General features: G+C 34.2%; 19 protein-coding genes and 4 pseudogenes. 19 read left to right on the top strand and 4 right to left on the bottom strand.

What is annotated here, in order from left to right:
• Positions 1 to 164 precede the first annotated feature (164 nt).
• From DN410_RS26285 to DN410_RS26305, 5 genes and pseudogenes are all read left to right on the top strand, one after another.
• On the top strand, positions 165 to 926 hold the full coding sequence (locus tag DN410_RS26285) for a glycosyltransferase family 2 protein (protein WP_149178654.1): 762 nt from the start codon (positions 165 to 167) through the stop codon (positions 924 to 926).
• A gap of 590 nt (positions 927 to 1,516) precedes the next feature.
• On the top strand, positions 1,517 to 2,239 hold the full coding sequence (sigI, locus tag DN410_RS26290) for an RNA polymerase sigma factor SigI (protein ID WP_149178655.1): 723 nt from the start codon (positions 1,517 to 1,519) through the stop codon (positions 2,237 to 2,239).
• Positions 2,229 to 3,502, top strand: a pseudogene (locus DN410_RS26295) (anti-sigma factor domain-containing protein). Before sigI ends, DN410_RS26295 begins: the two are co-directional and overlap by 11 nt.
• Positions 3,503 to 3,690: 188 nt before the next feature.
• Positions 3,691 to 7,038, top strand: coding sequence for a trifunctional glycoside hydrolase family 18/polysaccharide deacetylase/glycosyltransferase family 2 protein (locus DN410_RS26300; protein WP_149178656.1), 3,348 nt, complete (start codon positions 3,691 to 3,693; stop codon positions 7,036 to 7,038).
• A 229-nt stretch (positions 7,039 to 7,267) separates the two neighbouring features.
• A complete protein-coding gene (locus DN410_RS26305) occupies positions 7,268 to 7,543 on the top strand; it encodes an ArsR/SmtB family transcription factor (RefSeq protein ID WP_000662958.1) in 276 nt (91 codons plus the stop codon).
• Positions 7,544 to 7,682: 139 nt separating this feature from the next.
• Here the strand turns inward: DN410_RS26305 and DN410_RS26310 are convergent, their stop codons facing one another.
• Positions 7,683 to 8,885: an ankyrin repeat domain-containing protein gene (locus tag DN410_RS26310; protein ID WP_149178657.1), complete on the bottom strand. Its 1,203-nt coding sequence runs from the start codon at positions 8,883 to 8,885 to the stop codon at positions 7,683 to 7,685.
• Between the two features lie 356 nt (positions 8,886 to 9,241).
• Here DN410_RS26310 and DN410_RS26315 point away from each other — a divergent pair, with 356 nt between their 5' ends.
• Positions 9,242 to 10,042 carry an ABC transporter ATP-binding protein gene (locus DN410_RS26315; RefSeq protein ID WP_149178658.1) on the top strand — a complete coding sequence of 267 codons (801 nt, stop codon included), beginning with the start codon at positions 9,242 to 9,244 and terminating at the stop codon, positions 10,040 to 10,042.
• A 193-nt stretch (positions 10,043 to 10,235) separates the two neighbouring features.
• Here the strand turns inward: DN410_RS26315 and DN410_RS26320 are convergent, their stop codons facing one another.
• On the bottom strand, positions 10,236 to 10,559 hold the full coding sequence (locus DN410_RS26320) for a winged helix-turn-helix transcriptional regulator (RefSeq protein ID WP_149178659.1): 324 nt from the start codon (positions 10,557 to 10,559) through the stop codon (positions 10,236 to 10,238).
• Positions 10,560 to 10,683: 124 nt separating this feature from the next.
• Between DN410_RS26320 and DN410_RS26325 the strand changes: the two genes are divergently transcribed.
• The 8 genes and pseudogenes from DN410_RS26325 to DN410_RS26360 all read left to right on the top strand — a co-directional run bounded on the left by DN410_RS26325 (position 10,684) and on the right by DN410_RS26360 (position 17,001).
• Positions 10,684 to 11,217, top strand: a complete 534-nt coding sequence (locus DN410_RS26325) for an NAD(P)H-dependent oxidoreductase (RefSeq protein WP_149178677.1) — start codon at positions 10,684 to 10,686, stop codon at positions 11,215 to 11,217.
• A gap of 133 nt (positions 11,218 to 11,350) precedes the next feature.
• Complete coding sequence (locus tag DN410_RS26330) at positions 11,351 to 12,853, top strand: class I adenylate-forming enzyme family protein (RefSeq protein ID WP_149178660.1); 1,503 nt, start codon at positions 11,351 to 11,353, stop codon at positions 12,851 to 12,853.
• A 142-nt stretch (positions 12,854 to 12,995) separates the two neighbouring features.
• Entirely contained in the window at positions 12,996 to 13,559 is a 564-nt protein-coding gene (locus DN410_RS26335; protein ID WP_149178661.1) for a GNAT family N-acetyltransferase, read from the top strand.
• A pseudogene (locus DN410_RS26340) lies at positions 13,556 to 13,867 on the top strand (SDR family NAD(P)-dependent oxidoreductase); the annotation flags it as partial. The gene DN410_RS26335 and the pseudogene DN410_RS26340, both read left to right, overlap by 4 nt.
• Before the next feature lie 157 nt (positions 13,868 to 14,024).
• Positions 14,025 to 14,429, top strand: coding sequence for an IS200/IS605 family transposase (tnpA, locus tag DN410_RS26345; RefSeq protein WP_149178662.1), 405 nt, complete (start codon positions 14,025 to 14,027; stop codon positions 14,427 to 14,429).
• 3 nt (positions 14,430 to 14,432) lie between these two features.
• Positions 14,433 to 15,521, top strand: a complete 1,089-nt coding sequence (gene tnpB / locus DN410_RS26350) for an IS200/IS605 family element RNA-guided endonuclease TnpB (RefSeq protein ID WP_149178663.1) — start codon at positions 14,433 to 14,435, stop codon at positions 15,519 to 15,521.
• A 126-nt stretch (positions 15,522 to 15,647) separates the two neighbouring features.
• Positions 15,648 to 16,046: pseudogene (locus DN410_RS26355) on the top strand (SDR family NAD(P)-dependent oxidoreductase); the annotation flags it as partial.
• A 55-nt stretch (positions 16,047 to 16,101) separates the two neighbouring features.
• On the top strand, positions 16,102 to 17,001 hold the full coding sequence (locus DN410_RS26360; protein WP_149178664.1) for a PhzF family phenazine biosynthesis isomerase: 900 nt from the start codon (positions 16,102 to 16,104) through the stop codon (positions 16,999 to 17,001).
• A gap of 31 nt (positions 17,002 to 17,032) precedes the next feature.
• On the opposite strand, the gene DN410_RS26365 is transcribed toward DN410_RS26360, so the two are convergent.
• The gene (locus tag DN410_RS26365) at positions 17,033 to 17,242 is read right to left on the bottom strand and encodes a hypothetical protein (RefSeq protein WP_149178665.1); all 210 of its coding nucleotides are present in this window, start codon (positions 17,240 to 17,242) and stop codon (positions 17,033 to 17,035) included.
• A gap of 83 nt (positions 17,243 to 17,325) precedes the next feature.
• Here DN410_RS26365 and DN410_RS26370 point away from each other — a divergent pair, with 83 nt between their 5' ends.
• The 5 genes and pseudogenes from DN410_RS26370 (at position 17,326) to DN410_RS26385 (ending at position 20,655) form a co-directional block, all read left to right on the top strand.
• Entirely contained in the window at positions 17,326 to 18,075 is a 750-nt protein-coding gene (locus DN410_RS26370) for a Nif3-like dinuclear metal center hexameric protein (RefSeq protein WP_149178666.1), read from the top strand.
• 137 nt (positions 18,076 to 18,212) lie between these two features.
• Positions 18,213 to 19,061: a phosphotransferase gene (locus tag DN410_RS26375; protein ID WP_149178667.1), complete on the top strand. Its 849-nt coding sequence runs from the start codon at positions 18,213 to 18,215 to the stop codon at positions 19,059 to 19,061.
• A 41-nt stretch (positions 19,062 to 19,102) separates the two neighbouring features.
• A pseudogene (locus DN410_RS28935) lies at positions 19,103 to 19,219 on the top strand (DUF7010 family protein); the annotation flags it as partial.
• A 28-nt stretch (positions 19,220 to 19,247) separates the two neighbouring features.
• Positions 19,248 to 20,072, top strand: a complete 825-nt coding sequence (locus DN410_RS26380) for an MBL fold metallo-hydrolase (protein WP_149178668.1) — start codon at positions 19,248 to 19,250, stop codon at positions 20,070 to 20,072.
• 16 nt (positions 20,073 to 20,088) lie between these two features.
• The gene (locus tag DN410_RS26385) at positions 20,089 to 20,655 is read left to right on the top strand and encodes an SGNH/GDSL hydrolase family protein (RefSeq protein WP_149178669.1); all 567 of its coding nucleotides are present in this window, start codon (positions 20,089 to 20,091) and stop codon (positions 20,653 to 20,655) included.
• Positions 20,656 to 20,698: 43 nt separating this feature from the next.
• Here the strand turns inward: DN410_RS26385 and DN410_RS26390 are convergent, their stop codons facing one another.
• The gene (locus tag DN410_RS26390; RefSeq protein WP_060631664.1) at positions 20,699 to 21,115 is read right to left on the bottom strand and encodes an SRPBCC family protein; all 417 of its coding nucleotides are present in this window, start codon (positions 21,113 to 21,115) and stop codon (positions 20,699 to 20,701) included.
• Positions 21,116 to 21,190 lie beyond the last annotated feature (75 nt).

The raw sequence follows: 21,190 nt of genomic DNA on the forward strand, positions 1-21,190 counted from the left end.
AAAACGTTATTCTTTCTAATAATTTAGCTCGTTTAGAAAGAATAACGTTTTTGGTTTTTTAATACGCAAGTAATAGTTTACCTGCAGTTCCTATAATATAACTTAATAAATTTTAATATATGTTATGTATAACAGATATTTATCTTATAAATAAGGGGGATATTATGACTGAGACAAACGAATCTTCAGGAGTCAATTTGAAAAAAGATATGAAATTTTCTATTATTATTCCTGCACATAATGAAGAAAAGTACATTAGAAAATGTTTAGATTCAATTGCAATGGCATCAGAGGCATATAAAGAGCAAACGGAAGTTATAGTTGTTTTAAATCGTTGCACAGATAAAACAGAGGAAATAGCAAAATCTTATAATTGTATTACATTAAAAAATAAAGATAAAAACTTATCTAAAATTCGAAATGCAGGGGCTAAAATAGCTAGTGGAGAAATAATCGTTACTATAGACGCTGATACCATAATGACAGAGTCTATGTTGTCTAATGTAGATAAATATTTAGCTTCAGGTAAATACATTGGTGGTGGGGTAAATGGGAAGTTTGAAAGAATATCTTTAGGAATATTTCTCTCCGCAATGTTAATAATAATCCCCTTACTTTTTAAGTACGGAGCTATATCTGTAGGGATTTTTTGGTGCTATAGAAAAGACTTTATGGCAATCAACGGATTTAATGAAAACATGCTTATGGCAGAAGATGCAGATTTCGCTAAACGGTTAAAAGAATGGGGAAAGCGAAATCATAAGAAATTCGGTACCATTAAAAATGGAATGATAACTTCATGCAGAAGATTTGATACATATGGAGACTGGGCCTTACTTAAAAATCCAAAAGTAATATTAGCTTATCTAAAAGGAAATGATCGAAAATATGCAGATAAGACATATTATGATAATCAAGAAAGATAACAATAGAGAAAATCGGCAGGAAATAGTGAGAACAGCAGATTTGCTTATATATAATGAGAGCACAACTTAATTTAATAGATATTATAAGAAAACCATTGATTAGCCCTTTTTCAAATCAATGGTTTTTATAAAAAATACATATATATTTTTTATAAAAATATTTTTTGACCCCCATAAAACTTTGTATTCCTCCGAATATGTATAGTGAAGAAAATAAATAGAAGAAAAATGATTATGAAAGAATATTGAAGTGTTAATAAAATTACTAGGTTAAGAGGGGTATCCGAAATAAAAGGATGAAATTACCAATGATATAGAGAAGAGTTATTCAAGGATTGCAGATAAAATAGAAAAAGAGCAAGCAAAACAAGCGGAAGAAAATAAGAAAGTACATTAAAATATAGGATTAACTTTAGTGCCGAGAGAAAAGGAAAATCATTAGGGAAACGGTGGGAAAAGTTAGACTCGAAAAATATAACTAACAGCAAGAAGACAAGACCAAAGAAAAGTGCTAACAAAATGTGGTTAAATGGTCACTTGTTTAGTGACCATTTTTCCATTTAAAGCAGAAGGAGGCTGAGAGATTACCAGTGTTAAGTTTAGTAATGAAGATCTTAAGAAAACCGAAAATAGAAGATATCGTATGTAACATACAAAACAACGGAGAAGATAAGGAAGCCTTTATCGTTCAGTATCAGCCTTTTATTAGAAAATCAATCTCGTCTGTCTGCCACCGATATATTACAGAACAGGATGATGAATATAGTATTGGATTGTTTGCGTTTAACGAAGCAATTGAACAGTATTCATATAAAAAAGGAAAATCTTTTCTAGCGTTTGCTGATCTTCTTATAAAAAGAGATGTAATTGACTATATACGCAAGGAGTCTAAGCATAACCGTGTCTTTTTAAAAGAAGATGAGCAAGAGGAAATGTTAGAAATGCAAGTATCGTTTACGGAGTATATGAAAGAGATGGACAATAGTAACCGTAAGGAGGAAATTCTTCATTTTCAAAGTGTGTTAGCTGAGTTTAAAATCACATTTTCAGAGCTTGCGAAAGAATCTCCTAAGCATCGTGACACGCGTGAGCATTTAATAGAAATTGTAAAAATGATTATAAAAGAAGAGGAAATGATGGAGGAGCTGTTCCGAAAGAAAAAGTTACCGCTTAAACATATTGAACCGCGTGTTAGGGTAAGTCGTAAAACGTTGGAGCGGCATAGAAAATATATCATTGCAATGTGTATTATCTTCGCAAATAACTATACATACATTCTTGATTATATAAGGGGAGGGAAGCATGATGAATAAAGGAATTGTGATGGATATAAAAAAGCATAGTGTAGTTGTTTTAACACCAAATGGAGAGTTTATTACGTGTAAAAGACAAGGGGATTCTTGCATGATTGGAGAGGAAATCTCGTTTGAAGAACAAGAACAAAGAGCATCGCGTTTTTCAATCCCTTATTTTTTAAAGCCGGCATCATTACTTGTTGCTTGTTTTCTATGTGTATTGCTGTTTTTCTATAACCAACCGGAAGAAAAGGTATTTGCTTATGTCTCAGTTGATATAAATCCTAGTTTAGAGGCGAGCGTAACGAAGGATCTTCGTGTTATAGATTTGCGGGCTTGTAATGATGACGGAAGGCGTATTTTAAAAGAAATGAAACGGTGGGAAAATAAGCATCTGCAAGATGTGATACGCACTATTATAAAGCAAAGTCAAGAGGATAAGTATTTAACGAATGATAAGCAAGTTATGCTAACAGCTGTTGCAAAGGACAAGTCGTTAGAACCACAGTTGGAAAAGGCTATGCAGGAATTAAAGAAAGAATATGAGCTTAAACATATTACAGTCGAATATCAAAGCAGTACGATGCAAGTACGAGAGAATGCTAGAAAAGCTGGAATTGGCACAGGTGTCTATATAAAGCAAGAGAATGAGAAGAACAAATCACTTACTCCACCTGCCACGCCGTCTAATTCGGTGAAAAAGGAAGAAGAGGTGCAATCGCAGCCGGAGTCATCTTCTGATGCATCACCAGATTTGTCTCCTGTAAAAGAAAAAAAATATGAGGAGCCAGAGCATGAAGAACAAAAGAAAACAGAGGAACAGTCATCGAAGCAAATAAAAGAAAATAATGGTAGAGGATCTCAGCAAGAAAATAGGGGGAATCAGCAGGAGAATAACGGTAGAGGTCCCCAACAAGGAAATAATGGGAAGGAAGCAACGGTAAAGAAGGAAATAATGGGAATCAGCAAGGAAACAACGGTAGGGGGTCCCAACAAGGAAATAATGGGAATCAGCAAGGAAACAACGGTAGGGGGTCCCAACAAGGGAATAATGGAAATCAGCAAGGGAACAACGGAAGAGGTTCTCAACAAGGAAATAATGGGGATCAGCAAGGGAACAACGGAAGAGGGTCTCAACAAGGAAATAATGGGGATCAGCAAGGGGATAATGGAAGAGGATCCCAGAAAGAAAATGATAGAAATCAACAAGGGAATAATGGTAGGGGGTCTCAACAAGAAAATAGAGGCCACCAGCAAGGGAATGAAAAGAAAAATCAATAGAATATGGAAGTGGGAGATTCATTTCAAAGCTTAAAGGATCTATCTCCCTATTGTAAGCAGTAAAACTCCCATCTCAAAATTTTGAGATGGGAGCTGGGCTGCACGTAAACGTCCGATTGAAGAGGGCTGATTAAAGTTACACTTTATTATTCTATAGTTCTATTAAGAAGGAGTATGTGAAAAATATAATGGAGAAAAATATTCAACAAGAGAAAGATAAATCAAAACCTGTTTTTTATGATCCGAAAGGAAGGAGAAACATAGCTTTTATTTGGTTTCTATGTATCTCAGTAGTTAGTGTAAGTATTGTATTTTATTTTTTCTTTCAAAGTATTTTTTCAACACCAGAAATTCCAAATATGAATACCGCTGTACAACAAGATAATAAATTTGTACCTATTGATCAAAAACTTAGTGATCAGCAGTTAAAGAAGGAAGAATTTAAACCAAATAACGAAATGAAGGATAATAAAAATTTGGTGAATTCGACGAACGATAGTAAACAACCTAAAGAAGTGTATGGTTTTTATGTAAATTGGGATGAAAATAGTACGGCTTCTTTAAAAGAAAATATTGATTCATTAACCACACTAGTACCAGAGTGGTATCATTTAAAAGCAGATTTAACGATTAGAAGTGAGATAAAACCTGAGATAGTAAAGTTAGCAGAAAAAAATCAAGTGAAAATTATGCCTTTACTTACTAACTACACAGAGGAAGCTTCTGGTCCTGATAGTGGGCTAATTCATAATTTACTGAATTCCTCAAATGATGTAAAGACAAAGTTTATAAATGATTTAGTAAAGCAAGTTAAAAAGAATCGATTTGCGGGTATTAATATTGACTTTGAGGCGATACCTGAAAGTGATAGAGAAAACTTAACAAATTTTATGAAAGAACTCACTACGGTCTTTCATAAACATGATTTGCTCGTTACACAAGATGTTCCAGCTAATGATAAGGCTTTTGATTATAGTGCGTTAGCAAAGATAATTGATCGAATGATTGTAATGATGTACGATGAGCACTATGGAGCGGGGGAACCAGGGCCGATTGCTTCTAATAAATGGTTCCAACACACATTAAAAGAACTGAATATTCCGTCTAATAAACTTGTAGTTGCTTCCGGTAACTATGGATATGATTGGAAAGTGCATAGTAAAGAACCTGCGAAGTCTTTAACTTTTTCAGAAGTTATGGCAATGGCGGATAATTCAAATATAAAAATTCAATGGGATAAAATTAGTGGAAATCCTTATTTTAGATATAAAACCGGAGAGGAAGAACATACTGCTTGGTTCTTAGACAGTGTTACTCTCTATAATCAAGTGAAAATCGCAATGGACAACAATGCAAAGGGGTTTGCATTATGGAGACTAGGAGCAGAAGACCCTACAATATGGAAAGTTTTAAAAAATCCGATTGAGGCACAAAAAAGTCCTGATGTATTACATAAAATCACTAGTTTAGATGAAGTGAATTATTCTGGACAAGGTGAAATTCTACAGATTGAGAAGGAAAGACAAAATGGATTGAGAGATTTTAAAGTAGGAAAAGATGGTTACCTTACAGATGAAGTATATCAATCCATACCATCTGCGTATGAAGTGCAACGATATGGAAAACCAAGGGGAAAACAAGTAGTATTAACATTTGATGATGGACCAGACCCGAAATATACGCCGGAAATTTTAGATATATTAAAAGAGAATAAAATAAAAGCTGCTTTTTTTGTACTTGGTGAAAACGCGCAACTAAATCCTAGTATTGTAAAAAGAATATATGATGAAGGGCATGAAATTGGCAATCATACTTTCAAGCATCCTAACGTAGCTGATACGTCTTTACTGCGAACAAAAGTAGAACTTAATACGACGCAACGTCTGATTCAGGAAATAACTGGACATTCTACAGTTTTATTTAGGCCACCATATGAAGCGGATGCTAACCCAGATTCATCAAATGAAATATTGCCTATTTTACGGGCGCAAAATATGAACTATACAATGGTAGCAGAAAAAGTTGATCCTGAGGACTGGGCAACACCATCCACAAATGAATTAGTAAAGCGTGCTCTTAATCCTGTTTATAAGGGAGAGGGAAATATTATTCTTCTCCATGATGCGGGAGGGAATCGTACCCATACGGTAGAGGCGTTGCCGATCATTATTAAAGAGCTTAAAAAGCATGGATATAATTTTGTAACAATTTCAGATTTAATGAATAAAGAACGAGATGAAATTATGCCCCCAGTTTCTTCTGAGGGTGAGCAATATCTGCTTTACAATAAAGCTGTCTTTTCAGGAGCGGGATACTTTAAACATATATTAACAACTATTTTTTATGTTGCTATTGGATTAGGGATTTTTCGATTCTTATTCTTAATTTATTTTGCATGGAAGCAGAAAAGAAAAATGCTATCTCGTTGTATTAATTCGTCCTATCAACCTTTTGTTAGTGTTGTTATAGCAGCATATAATGAAGAAAAGGTGATAGCGAAGACGATTCGCTCAATTTTGGATAGTAATTATAAAGAGTTTGAAGTTATTGTCGTGGATGACGGATCGACAGATGGTACATCACAAGTAATGCAAGAAACCTTTTATAAACACCCTAAAGTTCGTTTCATTCAGAAAGAAAATGGCGGGAAATCATCGGCAATGAACCTAGGATTTCAACAATCGCGAGGAGAGATCATTGTCACTTTAGATGCGGATACTATTATTGCGCAAGACGCTATTTCTCTAATGGTTAGACACTTTGAAAATCAGAATGTAGCAGCAGTTTCAGGTAATGTCAAAGTGGGGAATAGACGAAACTTGTTAACTACGTGGCAACATGTTGAATATATTACAGGATTTAATTTAGAACGTAGAGCTTTTGATGAGTTAAATTGTATTACAGTAGTTCCAGGAGCTATTGGGGCATGGCGTAAAAAGAATGTAATTGAATCTGGATATTTAAGCGAAGATACATTAGCAGAAGATACGGATCTTACTATTACATTTTTACGTCAAGGACATAGAATTGTATATGAAGAAAAGGCTTATGCTTTTACGGAATCACCTGAAGATGTGAAAAGTCTCATTAAACAGCGATATCGTTGGTCATATGGTACACTCCAATGTCTTTGGAAACATCGAAAAGCATTGTTTAATACAAAACAAAAAACATTAGGATTTATTGCATTGCCTAATATGTGGTTATTTCAATATGTTCTCCAATTTATTGCTCCTTTTGCAGATATATTAATGATTATGGGGCTATTTAGTAGTGATCCGCTAAAAGTTTTAGGATTTTATTTTGTATTCTTTTTAATGGATCTTCTCGCTTCTCTGTTTGCATTTAAATTAGAAAATGAGAATCCGAAACCATTAGCATGGTTAATTTTACAACGCTTTATTTATCGCCAATTTATGACTTATGTTGTCATTAAATCTATATTCTCATCGATTCGAGGAGTAGCGGTAGGGTGGAATAAGCTAAAGAGAATGGGAAGTGTTAAACATTCCACGGAGCATAAGGAGGCATCTTAAGAGAGCAGATTATCTGTTCTCTTTTTTATTGATTTTAGTTAGCTGAGTGTAGAGTAGATACGTCTGTATCTATAAGAGTATTGATAGTGAGACATTATGTTAAGATATTCCTTTAGTTTCGGGAGAAAGTTTTTTTATATTTTTTTAAAATGACGGACATAAAATCGTATATACCTTCGAATTATATATATGGATAACATAAATATGTATATAAAAGGGGAAAAATAAGATGAAAGAACAAAAAGAAATGTTTGAAGAAATCTCTGAAGTACTAAAGGTATTGGCGCATCCTGTTCGTTTATCCTTAGTAAAAATAATGCTTGCAAAAGGTCCTACTAATGTAACAACAATGTATGGGGATTTACAGATGCCTCAAAGTACAATTAGTCAACATTTATCTAAATTAAAAGCTGCTAAAATGGTTACAGGTACTCGGAAAGGATTAGAAATTTATTATGAGGTAACTGACAATCGCACAAAATCAATATTAGCATGTTTAGTTTAAATGCTGACTTCTATTTCAAAATAAGAAACGCTATTCTTTCCTATGTTTTTATAGAGAGAATAGCGTTTTTAACTTTTAAAGAGAGTGATATGGTATTATCCCTAAAATACAAGAATATTGACTTTGCTTTCATTCTTTCTCATAAGTTTGAGCTCAAAAGGTCGATGATCTCATCGTATCCAAGGCGTTTAGCGGTTTCGATGGGGGTTTCTTTTAAATTTTGACTCTTTGGCATACTGTATAATGTTGCTTTCGCATGCAAGTTCGGTTGATGTTGTAGTAACACTCGAACTACTTCAATAAAGCCTCGTTCACATGCACTATGTAACGGTGTAACTTTTCCTTGTCCTGTACTATGAATATTAGCTCCATTTTCTAACAACAGCGCTGCCATCTCTGGTTTATTGCGGTCGCAAGCAAGACTTAATGCACTCCTTTTGTATTCTTCTAGTAATTCCATATCAATACCGTTGTCTATTAAAACCTTTGCTGCTTCAAGATTGTTATCCTCCACTGCGTAGTGGAGAGCTGAACGTTTTCTGTTTGTCACCGCATTTATATTTGTAATACGTTCTAAAATATAATGAACAATTTCTTGATTACCAGAACTACTAATTAAATGAAGAGGAGTGACTTTTCCGACCATGATTTCATTTGCATTTTCACCTTGAGAAATTAAGTATTTAATAATTTCTACGTTACCTTTTCTGCATGCTAGGGCAAAAGGTGTTTCTCCATGATATTTAATCTTCAAATCTGCTCCTGCTTCCACTAGTAATGTAACTATCTCAATATTTTCATTTAAACAAGCAATGTGAAGGGGCGTTTTTCTATCAGGTCCTTTTTTATTTAATGCAGACAATTTAATGTTTACTAACTTTTCTTTAACTGTTTCTATGTCATTCCTCATACACGCGTAGTTTAACGTTTTCTTAAAGCTCTCTGCTTCAATAGCGCTTTTTAGTTGTGATTTACTAAAATCAGAGGCTGGTTCAATATGATAATGGCTGTATGCAAGTAAAAGTAGTGCAGAACCGCACTCTAAAGTAGGATTTAAATCGTCATAATAATCAACTTCATATAAACCATTTCTTTTAACAGTTAAAACAAAGGCAGTCCAGTTTGATTCCCCAGTATGGCGTGCTCTTTGAATATTGTCCATAATTTCATTAGATGGAAGTCCTTCTGAGCCATGTTCAAATACTTTCATAGATTCATAATGAAAGTAACTATACGTCGTGACAACCCCATTGTAAAATGCAAATAACATTGATTTTTTAGCTGCATTGGGTATATGCTTTAACAGGATTTCGACAAGTGTTTCTATATATTGATTCTTCAATAATTTCACCTCTCTTAATATTTGAACTGGTAACGTTATGATTATTTGGAATTTCTAACATACTATTAATCTTAAACATCACTTTACGTAATTTTAAAAAACATTTGATTTTTACATATATTATAACATTTCATCTTAGTTTGTTGGTAAAAGGCTTTCATGTTCACTAAGTTATCTGTTCTTTATGTACAAAGTTTATGAAAAATCAATTGACAGAAATAAAATTTATTAAGTTAATAATTATGAAGAGTAACAAATTACCTAGGCAGTGAAACTCATACTTTTGGATAGAGGGCATTATGTGTTTTTGATATATTAATAGTTAGGGACCACAAATAAGGGGTGAAGATATAGAAATGGAATTATTTGATTATTATAAGCGAAAAGGGAAGTTTAAACTGTTAATTGGAACGGGTATTTTTATTTTTGCTTTATGCGTCGTATATGAAGATTGGGGACATATTAATTGGGGGCAGTTTATCTTTTTTATTATCCCTGCTTCTATCTTTTTGGGAATTGGATTTTGGCAGTTAAGAAAAGGAAAGTTGATACAAAAAAATATGATAAAAAGTAATGCAACATTTTGGGATGTTGATACTTTTGTCGTATTAGAATTACCTAAACGGAACAAGCAATATGGTTTATATCATCCTGATGGTGGATATATTGCAGGAACAAAGATGGTTTCATCTAACATTCTGTTTTCAGTGATACCTTTTTTACATAATAGAGATGTTTATGGATTAGAAACGAGTAGCGGGGAGATTCTAGCATATTTTCATACTGAAGTGGACGGATATGATTGGGTAGTCTATGATTCAAATTATAATCAGATTGGCATGTTTAAAGAAAAAATGATACAAGGATTTACTATGATACGAGGTACTTTGATGACAGATAAAGCCACAAAATTGTCCGATATAGAAGTGGAGTTTGATTTTATTCAAAGCACTCTTCGTACAATAGATGGGCGTACATTAGCGATCGGTAAGCAAGGATATATGCCTATAGAATGGAGTGAAAGGTTCATGGGTTTAAATGTACCTACTATTACATTAGATTCTAATGCGTCTAATAATGAAAAGATTCTCGGTTTAGGTGTGCTCCTTTATAGTTTACGTACAATTGAGATTAGAAAAAGTAGGGCAAGTGTTTAATGGGGCGGAAGTAGTGTTTATATGCGAAATTGTATAGAAATCTCATTTTTCTAATTATATCTTTTTAGATTGATGGATGTGGGGTCACGTCCATCAATCTAAGAAAACAAGTTAGCTCAAAAACGATAAAAATAAAATTTATAAAAACACAAAATATAAACATAGATGATTAAACAAAGTATATAGTGCCTTTTTAGTCATGTAATTTTTTGATCTGATGATCTTTTCCCCATTCAAATAGTTCATTCATAATTTGCATTAAAGATTTCCCATATTCGCTTATTGTGTACTCAACCTTTGGTGGTACTTCTTGATATACAGTACGATGGATAATCCCATCAGCCTCAAGTTGCCTAAGTTGTTGTGTAAGGACTTTTTGTGTAATGTTTGGGATTTCCCGTCGGATTTCATTTGTGCGCATTTTTCCATCCATCAAAACACATAAAATATGAACTTTCCATTTTCCGCCGATTACATCGAGCGTCGTTGCAATTGGGCAGTCATCATTTTGATTCATATAACACCTCCAAAGGTACCTCAAGGTTCCTATAGCACCTGAAAGTACGTACTTTTCAATTATATGTAACGCATTCATACTAATACGTAAAGGATTGATTAATTTATAAAGGGGATGGAAAATGATGAGAACACTTGTAATTGTAGCACACCCTGAAATTGAAAAATCAAAAATTAATAAAAGATGGATAGAAGAACTTGAGAAATATTCGGATGAAATTACGGTGCATGAATTATATAAAGTGGCACCAAATTGGGAGTTTAATATTGAAGAAGAGCAAAAGCTATTAGTAGAACATGACAGATATATATTTCAATTTCCGCTTTACTGGTATAGCTCACCACCATTATTAAAAAAATGGTTTGACGATGTATTAACGTATGGATTTGCGTATGGATCAAAAGGGGATAAAGTGAAGGGGAAAGAATTTGGTGTAGCTATTTCGATAGGTGGACTAGAAAAAGACTATAAAAATAGTGGGATTACGATGGATGAGTTGACGAAACCATTCCATGCCACATGCCTATATACAGGTATGGAATTTATACCATCATTTTATTTATATGGTGCCGAATATAAACTAAGCGATGAAGAGATTGATAAAAGTGCACCTGAGTATGTGCAATATGTAATCAACAGGAAATATTCTAATATATAAGGAGAAAAAGCCATTTACTTGTGAAGTAAATGGCTTTTTTTATTCATTTTATATTCACTAAGTGTAATCTTTAGTAAATTAATAGTTAATCTGGTAAAATAAAAAATCTAACATATATAAAGGGGAGTTTTACTTGAGAACGATGCAAAAATTATTACAAAAAAGAGCAATGCAATCACCAAATTTGGAAGCGCTTGTAGGCGGAGAGAAAAGGTATTCGTTTCAACAGTATAATGAACGAGTAAACCAGCTTGCACACTATTTGTTACATAACGGTGTACAAAGAGGGGATCGTATAGGAATACTTTGTAAAAATAATCACCCGTTTCCAAGTGTTATGATGGCAAGTTTAAAAATTGGAGCTGTATTTATTCCGCTAAACCATCAGCTTACTACTTATGAATTAGAAACGATAGTAAAAGAAGCAAAATTAAAAGTGTTAGTTATTGATGAAGAATTTAGTGAAGTGTTATTAAAGGTTGATGCTGTTAAAGAAATTCCTTATGTAATTCAAACAACAAAAGAAGGCTTTGGTTCATTTGAATTAGAGTTGCAAAAACAACCAACGACAGAACCGAATGTAGAAGTTCATGAAGATGATGATGCGATTTACTTATTTACTTCGGGAACGACTGGACAGGCAAAAGCATGTGTAATTGGACATAAAAACTTACATCATTATTTTGCAGAGATTGCAGGACAAAGAGAAATTCCAGCAGGTGAACGCTTTTTATCCGTGCATCCATTGTTTCATATGAGTGGCGTGCTTTCTATTTTAAATTGTATTTATCATGGTGTTACGATGATCTTCTTAGCTGATTCGAATCCTACTCTTATTTGGGATAAGATTGAAGAAGAGAAAATTACTACGATGCTTGCATTCCCAGCTGTTTATAGCTATATGCTTGATGAACTAAATAAAAAAGAACGTAACATTTCTACTTTTAAAGTAGCACAAAGCGGTGGAACAAAAGTGCCAGAAACACTCATCCAAAAATATATGGAAAAAGGAATCTATATGGTGCAAGGCTATGGTAGTACAGAAGGTTGGGTTGTAACATCATGGCATCCAATGATGGGAAAAGAAAAGATGTCTTCTGTAGGAAAAACCTTGAAAAATGTAGAGGTGAAAATTGTTCATCCAGAAACAGGCGATGAACTAACAACAAATGAAGTTGGAGAGATTCATGTAAGAAGTCCATACATGTTTAAAGGGTATTGGAATAATGAAAAGGCGACAAAGAAGGTAGTAAAAGATAATTGGTTTAACATGGGCGATGCTGGCATGATAGATAACGACGGATTCTTGCATATTATGGGAAGATATAAAGACGTTATAATACGCGGTGGTGATAACGTATATCCAGATCAAGTAGAAGATGTTATTCATGAAATACAAGGTGTTTTAGAAGTTGCAGTAGTTGGAGTTCCAGATGACTTTTGGGGAGAGGTTCCGACAGCGTACATTGTAAAAGATATGCAAACGTCTTTAACGGAAGAAGAAATTATACAGTATTGTAAAGAAAAACTAGCAAGTTATAAAATACCCAAAGTTGTATTTATGAACAAATTACCGAAAAATGCTTTAGGAAAAGTGTTGAAGAGGGAATTAAGAGAAGATGTGTTTATAAAATAAAAGTTACTAATGAGGAAGAATCCAGTTATGCAGTGAGCATGACTGGATTTTTGTTTGTAAAGAACATAATAATTTACTAGATTTTCTATTTTGTGTAAGATAATAAAGAATATTCAAATATTAATTAAGGGAAGAGATGTAAATGAAGCTGCCGCCATTACAGGTAGAGACAGAGAGACTTATGATCCGTCCGTTCCAAAATGATGATTATGAAAGTTGGTTAGATGGATTTAATAAGAGGTTACCATCGCAGTATAAATATGACGATGGTTATCAAGTTATGGCATCATCAACTAAAGAATGGTTCAAGGAATGGATAAGAGGCTTTGATGAAGCAGCGCATCGAGATGAGATGTATGTATTAGGTATTTTTCGTAAAGAAGACGGAGCTAATATTGGTAAGCTAGAGCTGATTAAAATTTTACGTATGGACTATCAATGGGCGATGATGGGGTATTCCATACATAATCAATATTGGAAAAATGGATATGGCATGGAAAGTGTGAAAGCTGCGTTACCATTATTTTTTAATAACCTTGATTTTCATAGAATCGAATTACATATACGTGTTGATAATGAGCCATCTGTTCGTCTTGCGGAACGAGCAGGTTTTTCACTTGAATGCAAGAGAGAGGCGTTTTCTTTAGAGAATGGTAATTGGGTGGATTTTCTTATTTATTACAAAAATAAGGAGATGGATATATGAGAGTGTTTATTACAGGTGGAAATCGCGGATTAGGGTTACAGTTAGTAAAAATATTTCATGAAAAGGGGCATATTGTTTATCCGTTAGTTAGAACTGGGGTTGCGGTAACACAATTACAGCAAATGTTTAGTTTTAGATGTTTTCCTATATTAGCAGACTTATCGGCTGATGAGAGTATCGCACAAATTAAGAATCAACTTGCGGAATATACAGAGTGTATTGATTTAGTTATAAATAACGCTGGAATTACTGGAAAGGAGACTGAGATTTTACATACAAATTCAGAAGAGCTAACGGACTTATTTAACGAATTTCCCGAAAGAATTCTCCTTCCTGGGGCGTGTGAAGGGCGTAGCCCAACGATAGGTGGGAGATGAATTTCGGTTTGGCGTAGCTAAAAGGCTTTGCCTTTTATTTTCACCTCCGATATAATCAGTATTATAAAGGGTAAAGGTTGGTGTATCAATGAAGTTAGATAGTAATAATCATTCAGTGTTCTTGTTGTATTATCACCTTGTATTGGTCGTGAAATACAGAAGAAATGTATTTGATGATGATATATCGGACTATGCAAAAGAGATGTTTGTCCGATTATCTGAAAACTATAACATCACATTAGTTGAATGGAATCATGATGTAGACCATGTGCATATCTTATTCAAGGCACATCCGAATACAGAAATGACAAAGTTCATTAATGCGTATAAAAGTGCAAGTTCTCGACTAATCAAGAGAGACTTTCCCCATGTGAGAAAGAAACTTTGGGAAGAAATGTTTTGGTCAAGAAGCTTTTGCTTGATTACTACGGGTGGTTCACCGATAGATGTAGTAAAGAAATATATTGAAAATCAAGGGAAAAGTGAGGTGTAGGAAATGTTAAAATCATACAAATATCGTATCTATCCAAATAAAGAACAACAAATGTTTTTCTCAAAAACATTTGGATGTGTTCGATTTGTATACAACAAGATGCTTGCAGATAGAATCAAATCTTATCAAGAATCACAGGATAAACTTGATAAATCTGTTAAATATCCTACGCCTGCACAATATAAGGCTGAAATTCCATTTCTAAAGGAAGTTGATAGTCTTGCATTGGCGAATGCTCAAATGAATTTGACTAAAGCATACGCTAACTTTTTCCGTGATAAATCTGTTGGATTCCCGAAATTCAAAAGTAAGAAAGATAACCATCGTATTTATACAACAAATAACCAAAAAGGCACGGTTTACATGGAGAGTGGTTATATCAAGCTGCCAAAACTAAAGACCTTGGTAAAGATTAAACAGCACAGACAATTCTTTGGATTAATTAAGTCTACTACAGTGTCTCAAACACCTACTGGTAAATACTTTGTATCGATTTTAGTAGAAGAAAATGAGCAATTGTTTCCTAAAGTTGATACAAAAGTGGGTATTGATGTTGGGCTAAAAGACTTTGCAATATTGTCTAATGGCAAGAAATATGAGAACCCTAAATGGTTGAGAAAAGCCGAAAGAAGATTAGCTCTTCTGCAGCGCTCTTTGTCGCGTAAAAAGAAAGGTTCAAACAATAGAAACAAGGCCAGGTTACAAGTTGCAAGACTTCATGAGAAGATTGCGAATCAACGCAATGATTTTCTTCACAAGATAAGCAATGAAATCACAAACGAAAACCAAGTAATTGTGATTGAGGACTTGAAAGTGAAGAACATGCAAAAGAATCACAAATCAGCAAAAGCAATCAGTGAAGTATCTTGGGCTAAATTCAGAGAGCACCTTGACTATAAAGCAATATGGAAAGGTCGTGATTTGATAATTGCACCTAAAGATTATGCGAGTAGCCAATTGTGTTCTTGTTGTGGTTATAAAAATAAGGAAGTCAAGAATCTAAGCCTTAGAGAGTGGACTTGCCCTGAATGCAATAGCCATCATGATAGAGATGTAAACGCAAGTATAAACTTACTAAAATTAGCCATGTAATTGGTGTTTTCTTTAGGGGTAGGTACTACCCTTATAGCTTGGTAAATATAGATAGCTAATAAAAGTATCTACTTCCCAAGAAGCTCCCACTTCAAACAGTCCGTAAGGACGTTAAGTGGTGAGTAGTTCACTATTCATTGCTTAGGTGTAATTCGAGCTGTAAAAGGTACATATGTGGCTTTAGTTAAATCGGATCATCCAAGAATAATAAATGTGTCTTCTCGATTAGGTTCATTGCATAAAATGGCGAACAAAGAGTTTCCACAAGGCCAGTTCTCATATTCATATCGAATCGCTAAAGCTGCACAAAATATGTTAACGCTCTGCTTACAACAAGAGTTTGAGAATAAAGGAATTGGTGTAACGGCAATTCACCCTGGGAAATTAAAGACTGATATTGGTGCTTTTGATGCGAATATGTCTCCGGCTGAAGGAGCAAAAAATATATATGATTGGGTAATAGATTCAAACGAGGATGTTTCAGGGAAGTTTATTGAGCCAGGTGTAGGTGAATTAAAGTGGTGAAAACGGAGATAGAGCTTTATTATAAAATTTTTAAAGAAGGTTAGGGGAAAAGAGAATGAAGACTATAAACGTATTTCATTATGACGCATTTACGAATAAACCGAATATGGGTAATCCAGCAGGTATTGTATTAGAGGCAGATGGATTAACGGAAGGGGAAATGCAGCTTATTGCTGAAAAAGTTGGATTTAATGAAACGTCTTTCGTTCTTTCTTCAGAAGTAGCAGATATAAAGATTCGCTATTTTACTCCCGGTCATGAAATGGATTTATGTGGTCATGCGACAGTAGGGACTATATATGCACTTCATGAAAGGGGATTATTAGAAGAGAAGCATAATTTAACAATTGAAACGAAGGCAGGGATTTTGCCGATACATATAGGCGCGAATGAAAGTGGAGAAACTTTTATTAAAATGAGACAAGCAACACCACAGTTTCAAAATTTTACAGGTTCCCAAGAGGCATTAGCACACAGTATTGGTCTGGAAGTAAATGATTTAGATGAAAAATTACCAATTGTATATGGAAGTACTGGTATTTGGACTGTAATTGTACCTGTTAAAAATCTAGAAGCATGTGAGAAAATGAAACCAAATAATAATGAATTTCCATTTGTGCTAAAAGAAATACCAAAGGCCTCTATTCATCCGCTTTGCATAGAAACATATAATGCAGAATCAAAAATGCACGGTCGTCATTTTTCATCACCTTATTCTGGAACAATAGAAGATCCAGTGACAGGAACAGCTTCAGGTGTAATGGGAGCGTACTATGCGATGTATTTGGAAAAGGATTTTGACCATGAAATGGAGTTAATTGTTGAACAAGGACAGGAAATAAATAAAGATGGTCGTGTAACGGTTTATGTAACGAAAGATGTAGAAAATGAGAATTTACAAATAGATATTGCTGGAACAGCTGTGTATGTGAAAGAGTTTGAAGTTTTAATATAAAAAGAAAGCCCGGCATACATCCAGACTTTCACTATCTGTTCAACACTTCAATATAAGAAGCATTTCCCGTTGTTTTTAAAGCAGAGCGGAAATTATTGTTTTCTAATGCTTTAGCAACTTGTTGTAATTGCTGTGCATCATCATGATGAATAAGTAAGCTGTCAGCACCGCTTTCTTCTATATGAATGTGTTCGACATTTCCAATTGCATCATGTACAGCTTTTAAAAATTCAGGTTTCATATTGTCCTCCTATATGTATGTAACGTTGTTATTAGTATTTCCTTATTTTTGAAATATAAAAGTGAATGAAGGGAGAAATAAAAATGAATATAACGCAGTTTAAAGAACATATTACATCACTTTTTGAAGAGCATCTTCACAAATATGGTGATGATGAATATGGTTTCACTCAAATTAGTAAAGAGGAATTTCACAAAATAGGTTACACAACAAATTTAACGTTAGAAACGATTGAAGAAGCGTATCGAAATGGAGTCGATATGATCGTTACACATCATGCGCCTTGGAGTTTTTTATTTGGTATGGAAGAGGCTTGTATTGAGAAATTAAAACAATATGAAATGAATCATTTTTGGATTCATTTACCATTAGATTTTGTAAAGTTTGGGACGTGTACATCGTTATTTCATGAAATTGGGATAGATACAATTCTAGAATACTCTACGTATGAGGAAGAAGAATTACCTGGAATAGGAGAGTTTGAAGAAGCGATGCCCTTTTCAAACCTAGTTGGAAAACTGGAAGAGAGAATGGAAGAGAAAGTGAAGAGCTGGAGGAATCACGATAAACCAGTAAAGCGAATTGCGATTTTAACCGGTGCAGGGAATAATACAAATCTTATTGAACGTGCGCTAGAAAAAGGGTGCGACACGTATATAACAGGAGAAAAAACATTATATACAGTGCAACATGCAAAATTTAAAGGTATTAATTTAATTGTAGGTAGTCATACGTTTACAGAGGTGTTTGGTGTAGAAAGTTTGGCTCAGAAGTTAAAAGAAAGAGATTGCACAATAGAAATTATTAGATTATATGAAGAACATTTAGAGTGAAGAAATTGCGTCGCATTGAAGGAAGTCGTTGCAATAAAATATTATTATTTTTTGTTATATTAAGATGTTTGGGAGGATTCTCCTTATTTTTATCAAATAATAGTAAAGTTGCCATTTGAATTGAGGGAATCTTCAGAATGGACATTTCAGTAATCGCTAAACAATTAGTTAATGAGAAAGTTATTACACATTATCCAAATAGCATAAAAGTGTTGAACGGAGGAACGACAAGTACAGTATATTTGTTGGACGAAGCATATGTTGTAAAGCTGAATGAAGCGGAAGTAATACGGGAAGAAGCTGATTTTCTTTCTTTTTATGAGGGGAATACTTTATTTTCAAAGCTTTTGTATAAGGGACCTTTCCATACGTATATTGTGTATTCTTTTCTTGAAGGTAGTACTTCTTACGAACAAGGATATAAACGAAGTACGCTTCGTACACTTGTAAAAGAAGTTATTAATAAGTATGAAATAGTTTCACGTATAGATGGCTGGGGATGGAAAGAAAGTCCGGTTCAATCTTGGAATGAATTTTTAACGACAAATGTGATGGAAGCTCATGAAAATGTAAAACGTTACATAAGTGAAGAAGAGTATAGAACGGTTCTTAAGTTAGCAAATAGTCCAAGTAGGGGGACTGTAATAAATCAGCCATTTTTATTGCATGGTGATCTTGGATTCCATAATTGTATATTTCAAGGAAATAAGCTGCATGGTGTAATTGATTCTTTACCAGTGTTAGGAGATCCTATATACGATTTAATTTATGCGTTCTGTTCAACCCCGGAAGATGTAACAAAAGAAACAATTAATTATGCGATGAAAAAGTGTGTATTTCATAAAAAAGACTGTGATTTATATGAAGAAATAGTCATAGGATTATATTTGTGTATAGATACATGTTTACGGCACCACCCGAAAGATTTAGAAGATTATTTAGCAGCTTGGCGTTATTGGATGGGCGAGGTTGAGGTGACTTTATAGTACAAATATTTTTTGGGAGATCGTGAAATGAATGTTTCAGAAGCGAAAAAGGATTTACTGTAATTCCATTATCGGTTACAGCTGTTTATTTACTTACTTTTATAAGTTTATTAATTGAAAATAAAAAAGCAGATCATTATCAACAAAAATCAGCTTAATAAAAATATAGGGATAGGGGGAGTTATTATGAAAAATTTCGTTTGTACAACGTGTGGCGTGCAGTATGCAGCGAGTGTAGAGGAACCGGTGAGTTGTCATATTTGTGATGAAGAAAGGCAATATGTGAATCCGAAAGGGCAGTCTTGGACGACGCTAGAAAGCTTACAAACAGGTGATGCATATAAAAATGAAATAATTGAAGAGGAAAATGGGCTTTATAGTATTACGACAAAACCAGGGTTTGCGATCAGTCAAACGGCATTTGTAGTGAAAACAGAATCATATCGTTTACTATGGGACTGCATTACTTATTTAGATGAAATGACAATTGCGAAAATAAAAGAGCTTGGCGGATTAGATGCAATTGCATTGTCTCATCCTCATTATTATTCAACGCAAGTAGAATGGGCCGAGACATTTGATGTACCAATTTATATACACGAAGATGATAAAGAGTGGGTGATGCGCCCGAGTAGTCGTATTATTTATTGGTCTGGTGAGTCTTTACAATTAGCTGATGGATTGGTCATTCATCGTTTAGGAGGTCATTTTAAAGGTGGTTCGGTCTTACATTGGGAAGAAGGGAATGATGGAAAAGGAATTTTGTTAACAGGTGATATTATTCAAGTTGTAGCGGATGAGCGATGGGTAAGCTTTATGTATAGTTATCCAAACTTAATTCCATTACCAGCGAGAAAAGTGGAAGAAATGGTGAATCGAGTGAAGCCGTTACAGTTTAATCGTTTATACAACGCTTTTCATCGCGTAGTAAAAGAGAATGCAAATGGGGCAGTGGAACGTTCTGCTGAAAGATATATTAAGGCGGTAGAAGGAAAGTTATTTCATACGTAAAAGGAGAGCAAGTCTAATGAAAACGTTAGTATGCTTCGGTGATAGTATTACAGCTGATGATGTATTTTTTGATGGTATACCTAGATTAACACCAAGGTTACAAAGGATATTCCCAAATTGGGAAGTGGTGAATGCAGGTGTTCCAGGTGATAATACATTCGATGCGTTAAATAGGATTGAAGAAGATGTATTATCACATAAACCAGATTTCGTAACAGTTTTTCTTGGCACGAATGATGCAGTTTCTTTTTCACAAGGGTCATTACAAGCATACAAAGAAAATTTAGAGAAGATTGTGAACTATATTTCGTCAGGTAAAGTACTGCTTATTAGTCCTGCCCCAGTTGATGAAGAAAGACAGCATAATAGAACAAATGAAGTGCTCGGTCAGTATGCAGACGTGGTAGAGGAAGTGGCGAAAGAAACAGGAAGCTATTTTCTAAATTTGTATGCTGAAATGATTCAAGAACGGAATTATAAAACATTTGTAGAAAATGATGAAAGAGATGGGCTACACTTTGGACCAGAAGGCTATGAGTATGTAGCGAAGTTGATTGGTGAAAAGTTAAAAGGGATTTTATAAAAAAGCAAAGCGATATCGCTTTGCTTTTCATTGTTTTTAGTAGTCAGTCTAGAAATGCTTGCTGCAATGCTTTCAGTCCATCACTGTAAATGCCATGAAACAGATTTATTGCCTCTTCATCACTAACCTCAACAGGAGTGAACGTACCAGACCACTCTACTAACGATGTGTTACTTTCAGTACCTTCTTTCACCTGGATTGTAGATAGATAATTAGTGACTGGGAATGGTGCATTCATGATTGAATACGTGTAGTAGCGTTCTTTCTCATTGAATACTTCTAAGCGTTCTATAATCGTATCACCATCTGGATTAGCTAGGTGACGTACACGACCGCCTTCAGTTAATTTACTGCTAGGTATATAAGGTAACCAGTCTGGAAGGGAGTTGAAACCGCCGATTAATTGCCATACTTGTTCAGGTGAACCGAAAACTTCCATAGATGTAGTAGTATGTGCCATGTTCATTACGCTCCTTTTTATCTCGATATTTGCGAGCAAATAATCAGTGGGGGATGCCCCACTGATTAAGGTTTC

The sequence above is a fragment of the Bacillus sp. SH5-2 genome (genome assembly GCF_008368905.1).
Classification (GTDB): Bacteria; Bacillota; Bacilli; order Bacillales; family Bacillaceae_G; genus Bacillus_A; species Bacillus_A luti.

Bases quoted from the DNA above. Each gene is read 5' to 3' on its own strand.
- DN410_RS26380 (WP_149178668.1), top strand. From the start codon at position 19,248: ATGAAAAATTTCGTTTGTACAACGTGTGGCGTGCAGTATGCAGCGAGT.
- DN410_RS26390 (WP_060631664.1), bottom strand. From the start codon at position 21,115: ATGGCACATACTACTACATCTATGGAAGTTTTCGGTTCACCTGAACAA.
- DN410_RS26360 (WP_149178664.1), top strand. From the start codon at position 16,102: ATGAAGACTATAAACGTATTTCATTATGACGCATTTACGAATAAACCG.
- DN410_RS26285 (WP_149178654.1), top strand. From the start codon at position 165: ATGACTGAGACAAACGAATCTTCAGGAGTCAATTTGAAAAAAGATATG.
- DN410_RS26365 (WP_149178665.1), bottom strand. From the start codon at position 17,242: ATGAAACCTGAATTTTTAAAAGCTGTACATGATGCAATTGGAAATGTC.
- tnpB (WP_149178663.1), top strand. From the start codon at position 14,433: ATGTTAAAATCATACAAATATCGTATCTATCCAAATAAAGAACAACAA.
- DN410_RS26320 (WP_149178659.1), bottom strand. From the start codon at position 10,559: ATGAATCAAAATGATGACTGCCCAATTGCAACGACGCTCGATGTAATC.
- DN410_RS26305 (WP_000662958.1), top strand. From the start codon at position 7,268: ATGAAAGAACAAAAAGAAATGTTTGAAGAAATCTCTGAAGTACTAAAG.
- DN410_RS26325 (WP_149178677.1), top strand. From the start codon at position 10,684: ATGAGAACACTTGTAATTGTAGCACACCCTGAAATTGAAAAATCAAAA.
- DN410_RS26375 (WP_149178667.1), top strand. From the start codon at position 18,213: ATGGACATTTCAGTAATCGCTAAACAATTAGTTAATGAGAAAGTTATT.
- DN410_RS26370 (WP_149178666.1), top strand. From the start codon at position 17,326: ATGAATATAACGCAGTTTAAAGAACATATTACATCACTTTTTGAAGAG.
- DN410_RS26335 (WP_149178661.1), top strand. From the start codon at position 12,996: ATGAAGCTGCCGCCATTACAGGTAGAGACAGAGAGACTTATGATCCGT.
- tnpA (WP_149178662.1), top strand. From the start codon at position 14,025: ATGAAGTTAGATAGTAATAATCATTCAGTGTTCTTGTTGTATTATCAC.
- DN410_RS26385 (WP_149178669.1), top strand. From the start codon at position 20,089: ATGAAAACGTTAGTATGCTTCGGTGATAGTATTACAGCTGATGATGTA.
- DN410_RS26315 (WP_149178658.1), top strand. From the start codon at position 9,242: ATGGAATTATTTGATTATTATAAGCGAAAAGGGAAGTTTAAACTGTTA.
- DN410_RS26300 (WP_149178656.1), top strand. From the start codon at position 3,691: ATGGAGAAAAATATTCAACAAGAGAAAGATAAATCAAAACCTGTTTTT.